Here is a 13,171-nt window from a genome sequence, read left to right as displayed (position 1 = left end):
TGTATCCCCCTGTTTTTCGCGTTACTTCTAGATTCTGTTCCTTCAGTTTTCCGTTGTTGATGATGATACTTGTAGGGCGCGGGCGATATCTGGGTTGAAGAAGCCGGGGCCTTTGAGTACTTTCCCGTCTCCACGGTAAATCGGCTTGCCATCCGCCCCAAGTTTCGACAAGTTCGAAGCTTGCACTTGTTCGAGCACGCGATCCAGGTCGATCCCCGCTTCGAGTCCCATGCCGTAAAGCACGTACACGAGGTCAGCTAACGCGTCCGCGGTTTCAATCACGTCGCGTTCCTGGTCGTCTAACTCCCGCAATTGCTCTTGCGCAGTTTCAATTTCCTGCCTAGCCCGCGGCCCGTACACAGCTCCCACGAGTTCGGCGTATTCTTCCCCAACGAGCCCCATCCGCATGTGCACGCGTTCAAAATCCGCAGTGGGCTGCTCCCCTAGTTTTATGGGCAGCCCGTATACCTCATGGAATTGTCGTACGAGTTCCAGTGGGCGTCTTGGATCCAGTTCTTTTTCTTGAGGTTTTTGCTGGCTCGATGCCAAGTGGAAACGCGCCGGTGCATCTTTCGCATCGAGTGGTGTGTCTTGGCCTTTTAGCAGGGAAGCGCACCAGTATTCGACTACTTCACCATTTTCTATTCGCCGCTGGGTTCCCTCAAAAATGAACCCGAGGGCGCGGGCCACGTACCATGAGTCCCAGTTACCAGCCTTCGCATACCAGCGAATAATCTGGACGTCGAAGTCCGCGAACAGGGTGTCGATCAGTTGCTGGCACGCCTGTTTAATTAGGCCTTGTCCGCGGTGGGCGCGGGCTGTCCAGTACCCAATCTCAATGCTTTTTTGAACGGGATCGTAGTTGGTGGCACCGAGCGTGCCGATAAGGTGTCCGCGCTCATTTTCCACAATCGGATGGCACTGCGGAGACACACTGTCTTGACTCATTTTCACAAACGCTTGCGCATCCTCTGTGGTGAACGGCTTGGGGACCGAGGTGTAGCGTTGAATCGCTTCGTCCTGGCAAGCTGCGGTGATGCTGGGCACGTCCGCTTCGGTGGCGGTACGCAGAACTAGTTTCATTGGCTTCCTCCCACTCATAATATTGATGCCGCTCGGTTCCCCGGTCTAGCGATCCTGTTTCTGCGCTGCGGATTCCCACGCGGTTTCGAGCGCGTTCGCATACGCTTTTGCGGGTAGTGACTGGGCGACAACGAACTGGCTGTTGAACACGAACGTGGGAACGGAGTTAACCCCGATCTGCACGCCAACTTGGAAGTCCGAGAACACTTGTGTACCCGTGTCGGGGCTTTCAAGTGCTTCAAGCACGCGTTTGCCGTCAATGTTGAAGTCTTGCACAATGGAAATGAGGGTTTCCGGGTGGCTGATGTCCGCTCCCATTTCGAAGTAGGCGCGCTGTAGAGCTTCGTTAACTTTTAGCTCCATCGTGTCCGGGCCGATAGTGGTGTCGTTTTCAAGGTCAAGTTCGCGCGCCAGGAACACGAGGCGGTGCGCACTGGTGGTGGGCGCGATGCGCACGCGGTCCCAATCGAAGTGCAAACCTTCTTCACTTCCTAGTTTCGTAACTGATTCGAGGGCTTCTTGCACTTCTTCGCGTGTCATATCTTTGTTTTCCGCGAGGTATTCGAGCGCGGTTTTATCCGTGGTTTTCTCTAGTTCTGGGCGCAGTAAATATGCGTGTAGGGTGAGTCGGACGTTGTCCCGATGTTCAAAGTCGCGCAGTGCCTGACGCATGTGCCGAACTCCAAGGTAGGACCAGGGGCAAGCTATGTCAGACCAGATATCGATATGCATCATGGTCTCAACTTTACGTGTTTGCTTCGCAAATGTGCAGGGAGTCCGCGCTGCGACCTGCTTGGATTCACCTTTGCACCAGCTTTAGCCCATCTTGCTGTTGTTTCATTTCACCAGTATCGCGACCCAGTTGCCTTTAACTGCGGTCGCTATGCACTTTCGTTTCCCCACGGGCGCGGCATAGTTTCGTGTGCGAGTATGCGAAAACCCCGGTTTCCCGGGGTTGTTGCTGTGCGCGGAGGGGGACTTGAACCCCCACTCCCGTTTAAATTAGGAACTAGCACCTCAAGCTAGCGCGTCTACCTATTCCGCCACCCGCGCTGGGTAACATTCGAGTTTGCACTCAAAAGCGACGAGTGAAACTCTAGCATGGTGAGATGTGGATACGCCAATCGCTTGGCGCTGGCCTTTAGAGTAGGAAGAACATGCTGATTGCACTCTTTGATGTTGATGGCACGCTGTCCGATTCGGCGCAGGTGATTACCGATAGTGTGAATGCTACGCTCGCGCAATTGGGGTTGCCGTTGCAGACACAGGAGCAGTTGCGCCGCTGGGTGGGGCCACCGTTGGCGTCTAGTTTCAGTGATTTTGCTGGCCTCGCGCCCGCTGAGATTGAGCCTGCGATTGCAACCTACCGTAAGCACTACCAGGAAGTTATGTTTGACGCGCCCCTTTTCGCTGGCGTCGTTCCTATGCTTGAGGCTCTTGCGCACGCGGGGGTGGTGATGGCGACAGCAACGTCGAAGATGGAGCGGATTGCGAACCCGATTATTGCCCGATATGGGATTACCCACTTTTTCCGAGTGCTCGCAGGATCGCAGGTGGATTCGGCGGATCACACTAAGGCGTCTGTCATTGAGTTAGCTTTGCGTCGCCTGCGGGATGCGGGCGTGGATGTGGATGATTCCACGAAAGCTATGATTGGGGATCGTTTTTACGATATTGAAGGTGGGAATGCGTGCGGTTTGGACACCATTGGGGTCACGTGGTCTGGCACGTCCCCGGATGAGTTCGCGAAAGCCAACCACGTGGTTAATTCCCCTGAGGAGTTAACGCGGCTGCTGCTGACACTCGACAAGTAGGTCCGCTCGCTCATTGTGGGTTCCCTCATGGCGCTGCGTTCGACTCGCTATATTGCAGGTGGCCGTGCCCGTGTTAGCGGACGTTTCACGGCGCTGCACCTTCGTTAGCGGAAGTCGCGGGAGCGTCCGGACACGGGGATGGGGCAGGTGAGCAATTGGTCGGCTACGAACACGTGTGCGCCCCGATCGGTTTCAAGCATTCCGCGAACTATTAGTGCCCGGCTGGTGAGCGCTACTTTGCGGTAGCGTTCCCACAGGTTCCGTTGGCACACTACGTTAACTAACCCAGTTTCGTCCTCCAGCGACAAGAACACTACGCCCCCGGCTGTTTGTGGACGCTGCCTGTGCGTCACTACCCCCGCGGTTTTCACGCGTTTACCGTCAGGTTGGGTTTTAGCTTCTTGGCACGTGAGGATGTTTTGTGACTGCAACTGGCTGCGCACTAGCTGCATGGGGTGCGCGTCAACGCTAAGCCCGGTCGACAGGTAGTCTTCAACTACTGCTTGGGTTGGGCTCATCGCAGGTAAGTCACGCTTTAACTCCCAGTCGATCGGCAGTGTCAGTTGCTGCGCACTGCTGGCCACGAGCTGCGCATTCCACAACCCTGCTCGGCGCGATACTCCCAAACTGGTTAAGGCCCCCGCATGCGCTAACCGCTGCACGTCCCCACTGGACAGGCCGGCGCGGTGAGCCAGATCCGTCAAAGACGTAAAAGCCGCGTCCCCACGGGCTTGAACAATCCGGTCCGCCACCACTTCATCCACTCCCCTAATTGAATCCAAACCCAACCGCACGACCTTAGACTCATCGGGTTCCACCGGTGCAATCCGCTTCCTCCCGCGCCCTTGCTTCGCCCCACCTTTCTGCAAACAAGCCTGTTTTGCATCCACTTGCTCTACGCTCGCGTGAAAGTGGGAGTAGTTCACGTCCGCGCGTTCCACCCGCACTCCGTGCGCACGTGCGTCTTGCACGAGCGAAGCCGGTGAGTAAAAACCCATCGGTTGGCTAGCTAGAATTGCGGCGTAAAACTCCTCAGGAAAATGCACTTTCAACCAAGCGGAAGCGTAAACAATATAGGCAAACGAAAACGAGTGCGACTCCGGGAACCCGAACTCTGAAAACCCTTGCAAACTCTCGTAAATCTGGTCGGCAGCTACACCGGTAATCCCATTTTTCGCCAGCCCCGCGAACAACAGTGGACGCAGTGACTCCATCCGCTGCGCATGATGCTTCGACCCCATCGCTTTGCGTAGCTGATCGGCCTGCGCCGGCGTGAACCCGGCTCCAACCACCGCCAACTGCATCATCTGTTCTTGAAACAGCGCCACCCCAAGGGTTTTCGCTAGCACCGGCTTCAAAATCGGATGCGGATACGTAACCGGCTCCTCCCCCGCGCGCCTACGCAAATACGGGTTCACCGCCTGCCCTTGAATCGGACCGGGCCGAATCAAAGCCACCTCAATCACAATGTCGTAAAAACAGCGGGGCCGCAGCCGCGGTAACGTGTTCATCTGTGCGCGCGACTCCACTTGGAACACTCCCACCGTGTCCGCATTACACAGCAGGTCGTACACTTTCGGATCCTCCTGCGGCATGTTATGCAACGAATACGGTTTTCCCCGCCACTGGTACCCCGCGTTCGATAACGCGTCGTACATGCGCCGCAACGCCCCCAACATGCCCAACCCCAGCAGGTCAAACTTCACTAAACCCGCCGCTTCACAGTCCTCCTTATCCCACTGCAGTACAGTCCGCCCCGGTTTCGTCGCCCACGTAATCGGGCAGGTGCGCGAAACCGGGCTGCGGGTCAGCACCATTCCACCAGGATGAATCCCCATGTGCCGCGGCAACCCCCGCACGCTTTGCGCCATCTCCATCACGTTCTTATCCGCTTTCACATCCAGATCCGCAGACCACGTTCGCGCCACATCCTCTGAATACCCAAATGCCTTCACCACGTCTCGAACCGCTGACTTCCTGCGGTACGTGATCACGTTCGCCACCTGCGCTGCGCATTCACGCCCGTATTTGTCATACACGTGTTGAATCACCCGTTCACGCGCCTGCGCTTCAATATCCAAGTCAATATCCGGAGGGGACGAGCGGCCCGGTGAAATGAACCGTTCAAACATCATCTTGTGCCGCACCGCATCCACCGCGGTGATCCCCAACGCGTAACACACCGCCGAGTTAGCAGCCGACCCCCGTCCCTGGCACAAAATATTGTTCTGCGCACAATAATCCACAATCTCTTTCACAATCAGAAAATATCCCGCGAAGTTCAAACTGCAGATCAGTCCCAGTTCCTTATCGAGCAGCGCCCACGCCTGCGGAGCCTGCGTGCGGGTCCCATACTTCTTCCGCCCCTGAACCTCAACACACTGGCGCAACCAAGTTTCCTCCGAATACCCCGCAGGCACCTGCGCGCGCGGTAATTGCGGGGCTAGTAAACGCACATCAAAAGCCAATTCTTCCGCTATTTCCGCCGCATTCCACACGGCCTGAGGGTAGTGGCGGTGGATTTGCAGCATCTGGTTCTCACTGCGCAAGATCGGTGGGTACGCCTCCAAGTACGGTTGCACCTGCGAAAGCGAACCCCCCAACTGGATTGCACGCAACACGTGTGCGCGGCGCACAGATTCCGGGCCAGCTGCCCGGGCAGCACCGGTGGCCACCAGCGTCGCCCCCGTTTTAGCTGCTAACTCGTGGAGCACTTGCGCATCCTCCCACTGCGCCGGACTTTTCAGAGCCGACTCAACACACACGTGCCCAAACAACTCCCGCAAATGCTCCACCGCCCGAACAGCACCTGCCATCCCAGTTTCTTTTAACGCTCGCCACACTAAAGAATGGTTCGTGCCCGTGAGCACAGTCCAGTTCCCATGCGAATGAGCTGCTAGTTCCTCAAGCGAAAAAATAGAATCTGTTTTCTGCCCAGCCGCAAGCTGAAAATGCGAAATAGCTGCACACAAGTCTTCGTAACCACGCACGTTACGAGCCAAAATGGGCAGGTGAGTTTGGGAATCCAAACGGATCTCCGTGCCCTGCACCACCGGTATACCCACCTGCCTGGCCGCCGTATTAGTCTGCATTGTGGAGTACATGCCGTCGTAGTCCAACACCGCGATTCCACTTAGCCCCAATTGCTGCGCACGCTCCACCATGCGGCTGGGCATGTCCGCCCCATGCAGAAACGAATAAGCGCTGTGCGCGTGCAGTTCAGCGTAAGACACCCCCACATTGTATCGAACACTTGTTCGAAACGGGAGTGTCTGTGATTAAATCTGCAGCAGCTCCCGCAAGTCCTCACGCGTCAACGTGGGCAACGCATCGCTGAGGACCTGACTGGTCACTTTCCGCTTATGTTCCTGTAGGGCAAGCACTTTTTCTTCAATCGTGTCAGCGCTCGCCAACCGGTACACATTCACCGTTTTCGTCTGCCCGATGCGGTGGGCTCGGTCGATCGCCTGCTGTTCAACCGCTGGATTCCACCACGGGTCCATCAGGTACACGTAGTCCGCTTGCGTGAGCGTAAGCCCGGTACCACCGGCCCTCAGCGAGATGAGGAAAACGTGTTTTTGCCCAGACGTGAAACTTTTTATTACTTGGTCACGGTGGCGCGTGTGCCCATCTAGGTAAGCCGCAGCAATATCTTTTCGTTCCAATTGCTCCCGGATCTTTTGCAAATACCGCGTGAACTGCGAAAAAACGAGCACGCTGTGGCCACTGGCCACCAGTTCTTCAACGTGCGATAGCAACAACCGGGTTTTAGCCGACGCGGATTGTTCTACTCGCTGTGCTCGCGACGCGTTTTTGTCTGCCGACTTACCATCAGTGTCGCCGCTATCCTGCTCCGCCTCCAGTGGAACCATAGTCGGGTCCAAAGCCAGCAGCCGCAACCGGGTTAGGGCCGCGAGGATATCCGCTGCACTGGACTCGTCGCCTTCAAGGCCCAGAATACGTTTGCGTTCTTTCATGAGGGCCCGCTCGTACACTTCCCGGTGGGGGCCGTCCAACTCTACCGCGAGGGTTTGTTCAATCTTTTCGGGTAGCTCGCGCGCCACCTGTTCTTTTGTGCGCCGCAGTATGAACGGGCTGGTGAGCCCACGTAGTTGAGTCAGTGCCTGCGGATTTTCATCAATTTCAATCGGCCGACGATACTGCTCGTTGAACGCTGACAATCCGGGCAGGAGCGGCGGGTTCACCACTCGCATTAAAGACCACAGGTCACGCACCGTATTCTCGACCGGCGTGCCGGTGACCGCCACTTTCCACGGGGCTTTGAGGCTGCGAGCCGCCTTATGCCCGTTTGTCGAGGGGTTCTTTATTGCTTGCGCCTCATCGAATATGGCACCGTCCAACTCCAGTTCCTCATATTGCGTGGCTTCGAGCCGCAGTAGTGCCCACGAGGTAATGAGGATATCGGTGTCGTCAAGCAGCGTGGTCAGCGCGTGTGCTCTGCGCGATTGCATGCCGGGCACAGCCGTTGCCTTCAAGTTCGGGAAGTAACGCCGCGTTTCCGTTAGCCAAGTGCTCACCACTGATGTGGGGGCGACCACGAGCACACCTTGGTTCAGTTGCCCTTCGTCTTTTTTGGTTTGAATCATGGCCAGTAGCTGCATGGTTTTCCCAAGTCCCATGTCGTCGGCTAGAATCGCTCCGAATCCGAGGGTGGTGACGCGCTGCAACCAGCGCACGCCACCGAGTTGATAGTCCCGCAGCTGCGCATTCGCTGGCTGTGAAACCGGTGGTTTCGAGGCCTTATTGTTAGCGCTGGGTTCTTCGTCGAGTAGGAGCGCGCGCATATTCTGGTACCAGCTGCTGTCCCCCACCACTTTGACGTCTAATTCTTCTAGGAGTTTCAACAGTCCCAGCGAGTGGGTGGGCACGTGTGTTTTGTTATCGCGCTCTTGCCCAAGATCGTGCAGGAGTTGTTGGATCCGCTGCACTATGTTTGGGTCAATTTGTGCCCAGCGTCCCGATGGGGTGCGTACCCACGTGCGGTTTGTGGCCACGGCCTGCAAAATATCGCCGTATGGCACGGATTCTCCATCTACGTCCACCGCTATTTTGAGTTCGAACCAGTCTGGGTCGTCTGCGTCCAAAACTTGCGCGTGGAAGTCAACCGGTTGGTCTACAACGTCAATATCGCGCAGTTGGTCGTCAATCTCCCAGGTAAGCCAGTCGCGTTGTGCACTGGCCGCGGGTGCCCATTGGAGGAAAGCGTTCAGGTCCGCTAGGTCTAGGTACTGGGTTTTTTCGGTGGCTCGGAGGGGGTGGAATTCGTTCGCTAGATCCCGGATTTGCTGGCGGAAGGTTTGGATGTCGGAGTGGAACCGCGAGCGCACTTGCTGTGGGGTTAGGTGGATTTCTTGGTTGCCTGCTTGGTAGGTGGCTTCGAAGTTGATTTGGATGCGTCCGGGGGTGAAGCGGGCGATGCCTTTTAGTTTGGGGCCGCGCACTGCTTGGCTGTCTTGGTCTAGGAGTTGTTTGAGGCGGGGGGCGTAGTTGAGGTAGAAGTCGGGCAGGTCGGGGTTGGGGATGGTGATGGGTTTGTGTGCGCGGGCGAGGTCGAGGAGGGATTGGGGGGCGGTGCGGACGTGGGTGAGTTTGTTTTCGTATAGCACGAGGGGTGGGTGGGTTTCGATTATGCGGTATTTACTGATGGGTAACTGGTTTTCGCGGATGCGCACGAGGAGGTTGAGGCCGTGTTCGTGCGTGGTGGTTTGGAGTTGGAGGTCGACTCCGTTGCTGGTGATGGTGAGGGGTTCGAGTTCGGTTTGGGTTTGTGTGAATAGTTGGATGCCTTGGGTTTGTGCTTCTTTGAGGAGTTCGAGTGCTTGTGCGCCGAGGGCGTTGAGGGTGACGTGGTTGGGGCTGGTCCATGTGGAGCTGGTGCGGGCTTGTTGGTAGATGCGGCGGATTATGTTCAGGTGGTCGGGTCTGATTCCGCGGGTTACTGATTCCCATTTGGTGGAGGTGAGGTCTGCCCAGGACGCGCGTTTGGCTATCCATTTGTGGGTTTTCCCAGTTCTTCTGGGGGTGATTAGGATTTGTTCGCCTGTGGTTAGGACGAGTGCGAGTGGGGTTCCTTGTGTGTCGGGTTCGAGTAGTGGGGTGAGGGTGGCACGCCAGTTGGGTTGGTGGGTTCGGGTGAGTTGTTTTTGTGCTTGTAGGAGTGCGGCGGTGGCGTGTTTGCAGTAGGTGTGGGTGCGGCAGGCGCAGGTTAGGTCTAGGTCACGGATGAGTGGGCCGGTTTGGCTTATCCAGCAGGTGTAGGTTACGCCGGCGCCTTTTACTTTTGCGATTATTTGGGTTTGTTGGTGGTTGTAGTTGAGGGTTTTCACGTCGCCGCGGTCTACGGTGCGGAGGGCTTGCCCGTAGGTGGCGGGGCCGACGAGTCCGATGATGTCTTGGTCGCGGGCTTGGGCGATTGTTTGTTTGAGGTTGTTCACGGTTCTAGGACGCCACCGGATTCCGCTAGGTAGCAGGCGCCGCACAGGGATTCGTAGGTGACTTTTACGCCGTCGATGGCTACTTGTTCTCCGCTGAAGATGAAGTGTCCGTTGACTCTGCGTCCGTTGAAGATTGCTTTGCGGCCGCATCGGCAGATGGTTTTTAGTTCTTCGAGGGTGTGGGCGATTTCGAGGAGTCGGCGGGCGCCGGGGAATGCGGTGGTGCGGAAGTCGGTGCGGATTCCGTATGAGAGTACGGGGACGTTGTCGAGGACCGCTATTTTGAACATGTCGTCTACTTGTTTGGGGGTGAAGAATTGGGCTTCGTCTACTAGTAGGGCGGCGATGGGTTTTACTTTTATGTTGGGCATTAGGGAGTTGGGGTCTTCCCCTTGGGTTAGGGAGCGGAATCTGGTGCGGAGGTTGTCGTGGGCGGATACGAGTAGGTCTACTTCGCGTTTCACCCCGAGTCTGGAGATGATGTAGTGGTCTCCTTTGGAGTCCACGGAGGGTTTTGCTAATGCTACGCGTTGTCCGCGTTCTTCGTAGTTGTATGCGGCTTGTAGCAGTGCGGTAGATTTTCCGGAGTTCATGGCTCCGTATCGGAAATAGAGTTTTGCCACGACCTTCCTTCCCTTTCTGGTTTAAAACCATACCGCCCGCAGGGTCCATGCTCCAGCTCGCCACCCGACGAGTAGTGCTGGGATGTTCTCACATTCTAATGCCAGAAGAACTTGAGGTTCTTCTCCACTCCACCACTGTCCCAGTATTGGCCAGGGACCTCGCACTCGTTTGATGGTATGCCTGTTCGGTGAGGGGAACGGGGCTTGAAACGGCGGTCCAATTAGGTTTTGAGATGGCGTATCAAGTGAGGGTTGGGACGGTGTCTCAAGCGAGGATTGGGCTAATGTGCCAGGCGGGTTTTGGAAGGAGGGTTTCTCCAGTGTGATGGTGCGTGGGGTTGCGGTGATGTTTCCGCCGTCGCGTACGGATACGGGTTGTTCAGTTTCGTCGTATACCTGCACGGGGGTGGGGGTATCTAGCACGGTGGCGGGGGCGGCACCGTTGATTTGGCCTTCCCACCGGTCTGTGGGCTGGTAGTTTCCGTGGTAGGCATACTGGTCTGGGAGCCGCCAGGTTTCCCAGGGTTCCTGTGGGGTTTGCTCTCCCCAGTTGTAGTACCGCATGCGTTCAGCTGGGTTATACCCTTGGGTTACGTGCACGCGCTGCACGGTTTCTACACCGTTTTGCGCTTGTAGTTTTAATGCGGTTCGGCTGGCGCGTTGGTCTGAGGCACATCGTTGTCCCCACAGGGAACGGGTTTGTTCCCCGATGGGAGTTAGTTCGCTAGCAGTTAAGTGAATGTTGGTAAACCCCCAGGGTTCTTGTGATTCCGCTTGGTGGGCAGCATTTTTTCGAGATAGGGCATCTAACCAACCTTGGATTTGCCAGCGCACGCGGTCTGTTATTTCTCTGGGTGTGGGGAAATCTGGGAGCGCCCAGTGTCGTTCACATTCTTGTGTTTGCCCTTCAGCCGTTACGGTTACGGTGGCGGTGATTATGCGTGGGGCCGCTTGCTGTTCTACTAGTTTGCGGATCAGGTTTATGGATAGGCGTTGTATCCGCCCTACGGCGAGGGCCACGTCGGTTACTGGTGATTCAAAAATTATTTGTTCTTCTATATTGTTTGCTGTTTTAATATTTTTCGCCGGGTAGTTCCAAGCTTGCTTCGCACCGGTGGTTTCCAGTAGTTGCTGCAAAGTTACGCCCTCTAAACCGAACCGGGTAGCGATGTCACTCAACCCCACTGTTTTAGCTTGCCCCACGGTGTGTATTCCCAGGGGGTGGAGGTTGTTAACTAGGTTCTGGATTGGCGCGAGCCCCTGTAAATAGCGCAATGGGAGGTTCGCGATAGTTTGCTCGGTAGGTTCTTTTCCCGTTGTGGCAGCCACCCAGGCGTGGAGCAGGTCTGTTCCTAATCCGATATAAGCTTCCGCCCCCGCGTCTGCAACCGCGTTGATTGTTTGGATTTGTAGTTGCTCGGCAGTGGTGCCGTATTTCAACGCGGCTTTGGCGTTGAAGAAAGCGATTCCGGGTCTGATAGCCACTGGCATTGGGGTTACAGCGTTTAGGGCGTCTAAAATTACGTCAAAGGTTCGTGCGTCTCGCGCTGGGTCGTAGTCCAGTTCAATAAGTTTTGAGGATAGGTGTCGCGCCAGCGTTATTTTCATACCTTCGCGTACGCCTTCCCGTTTTGCCGCGATGGTTGCGTGCAGTACTTTTCCGCCGCGACTAATCACGGCGGCGGATCCTGCGGGCACGTCGATAGCAAGGGAACAGGTGGGCCATTGAGGTATCCAAACTAAAGCTATAACCGCGTTACCCATCACACCGCTTTCCTTTCTTGCCCAGGCAGGTAGGTACTTGCAGATCTGTTGCTACCGGGTGAGTGCCGGAGGGTAGGAAAGGTCAACACAGGTGCTTGTGTGGGGCGTTTCCACGGACGTGAAATACCTGGCCACACATCCACTGTGATTAGTGTTACCCCACGCGTTCGCACTCTTCCCGCTAGGTTTCGCTGCTGTCTCCTCGACAGATTTGCATGGCCGCACACAACCGCGTCTACCCCGTCTATTAAGGCTGCTAAAACAGGGGCAAGTTCTTCTAGTTGAGGCACCACTAGTGTGCGCGCAAGGTCTATTCCCATCTGCTGGGCCCGCACCCACCCCACGTTAGGGAAGCAGAGGAAACCTATCCAAGTGCCTGCTTTAAGAGTGGTTAAGGCTTCGAAAATAGCTTGGTTCCCCTCTTCGATGTGCCAAACCCCTCCTGCACTAGATGCGCATACCCCTGTTTTAGATTCCGCTTGCGCGAGGCTTTCTCGGGCTATCCGCAGTCTTTCTAGACGCGTGAGCGCTGGGTTCCGCGTGGGCATTGATTCGTGTTTGGACGCTGAGTTAGTAGCAGCTTGTAGCTCCATCCATATTCCGCTTCCTCCCCCAAGGATTATCGAACACCTGTTCGAATTACTGTACCGCACTTGCCCGCATTTAAAAACCGCTCCCAAACCCTGTGGATAAGTCTAATTCCGCTGCTAATTACCACCACTACCAGTCGGCTAGGTGAGCCACTCCTCCTACAGAGTTTTAGTTACCTCTACCACATTCCGCGCTTTTCATGCGATGATGGAAAGGACAGTAACCAGTTAGAGAAGGAGTCTCATGGATCTCAACGCACGTCCGCAGGCACCGCATCCTGACGAAGCTCTACCACCCGTTCCTACTTTTACCCTCACGTCCACAAGTGGTGAGGACGGGGCTGTAATGCCACCCAGTATGACGGCTGCAGGCGGGTCTAACTCCCCTCAGCTGAAATGGTCCGGTTTCCCCGCAGAAACAGAATCGTTTGTCGTCACTTGTTTTGACCCAGACGCCCCTACTCTGTCTGGTTTTTGGCACTGGGCGATCGTAGACCTTCCCGCTAGTATTACGGAATTGCCCGAGGGGGCTGGCGAGTCTGATTTAACATTGGACGGGCCTGCGTTTCACATCCGTGGTGACAGTGGTGAGGCCTCTTACTACGGCGCGGCTCCCCCGCAGGGAGATCGGCCGCACCGGTACGTGTTCACTGTGTATGCGCTAGATACGCCCTCGTTGGAACTCGATGATGATGTGACTGCCACCGTTGTGTCTTTCAACGCGCTTTTCCACACGTTAGCGCGGGCGTCGTTGACGTTCACGTTCCAGCAAAAATAGTGAGCCCACAAAATACTGCGCTTATAAAAATAGTGGATACAGATCGCTCCGTGTACCGAGTTTA

8 protein-coding genes and 1 tRNA gene are annotated in these 13,171 nt (G+C 56.1%); 2 read left to right on the top strand and 7 right to left on the bottom strand.

The features are described 5' to 3' along the window. Positions 1 to 42 precede the first annotated feature (42 nt). The 3 genes from CJ187_RS02755 to CJ187_RS02745 all read right to left on the bottom strand — a co-directional run bounded on the left by CJ187_RS02755 (position 43) and on the right by CJ187_RS02745 (position 2,136). The gene (locus tag CJ187_RS02755; RefSeq protein ID WP_158237698.1) at positions 43 to 1,083 is read right to left on the bottom strand and encodes a GNAT family N-acetyltransferase; all 1,041 of its coding nucleotides are present in this window, start codon (positions 1,081 to 1,083) and stop codon (positions 43 to 45) included. A gap of 45 nt (positions 1,084 to 1,128) precedes the next feature. Next, a complete protein-coding gene (locus CJ187_RS02750) occupies positions 1,129 to 1,818 on the bottom strand; it encodes a DsbA family oxidoreductase (protein WP_233187288.1) in 690 nt (229 codons plus the stop codon). A gap of 229 nt (positions 1,819 to 2,047) precedes the next feature. Then, a tRNA-Leu gene (locus CJ187_RS02745) sits at positions 2,048 to 2,136 on the bottom strand. Positions 2,137 to 2,240: 104 nt separating this feature from the next. On the opposite strand from CJ187_RS02745, the gene CJ187_RS02740 reads away from it, so the two are divergent. Beyond that, complete coding sequence (locus CJ187_RS02740; protein WP_102215855.1) at positions 2,241 to 2,897, top strand: HAD hydrolase-like protein; 657 nt, start codon at positions 2,241 to 2,243, stop codon at positions 2,895 to 2,897. Between the two features lie 104 nt (positions 2,898 to 3,001). On the opposite strand, the gene CJ187_RS02735 is transcribed toward CJ187_RS02740, so the two are convergent. From CJ187_RS02735 to CJ187_RS02720, 4 genes are read right to left on the bottom strand one after another with little or no spacing between them, the layout of a single operon-like run. Next, positions 3,002 to 6,130 (bottom strand): error-prone DNA polymerase, encoded by a 3,129-nt coding sequence (locus CJ187_RS02735; RefSeq protein ID WP_350223584.1) that lies wholly within the window; start codon positions 6,128 to 6,130, stop codon positions 3,002 to 3,004. Between the two features lie 45 nt (positions 6,131 to 6,175). Then, positions 6,176 to 9,352: a DEAD/DEAH box helicase gene (locus CJ187_RS02730; RefSeq protein ID WP_284667842.1), complete on the bottom strand. Its 3,177-nt coding sequence runs from the start codon at positions 9,350 to 9,352 to the stop codon at positions 6,176 to 6,178. Then, a complete protein-coding gene (locus CJ187_RS02725) occupies positions 9,349 to 9,975 on the bottom strand; it encodes a thymidine kinase (protein ID WP_102215858.1) in 627 nt (208 codons plus the stop codon). Before CJ187_RS02725 ends, CJ187_RS02730 begins: the two co-directional genes overlap by 4 nt. Before the next feature lie 21 nt (positions 9,976 to 9,996). Beyond that, complete coding sequence (locus CJ187_RS02720) at positions 9,997 to 11,742, bottom strand: hypothetical protein (RefSeq protein WP_146003045.1); 1,746 nt, start codon at positions 11,740 to 11,742, stop codon at positions 9,997 to 9,999. 831 nt (positions 11,743 to 12,573) lie between these two features. Here CJ187_RS02720 and CJ187_RS02715 point away from each other — a divergent pair. Beyond that, a complete protein-coding gene (locus CJ187_RS02715) occupies positions 12,574 to 13,107 on the top strand; it encodes a YbhB/YbcL family Raf kinase inhibitor-like protein (protein ID WP_102215860.1) in 534 nt (177 codons plus the stop codon). Positions 13,108 to 13,171 lie beyond the last annotated feature (64 nt).

Origin of the sequence: Gleimia hominis (assembly GCF_002871945.2) — a bacterium.
Lineage (GTDB): Bacteria > Actinomycetota > Actinomycetes > Actinomycetales > Actinomycetaceae > Gleimia > Gleimia hominis_A.
This window is presented reverse-complemented; position numbering and strand designations above follow the sequence as displayed.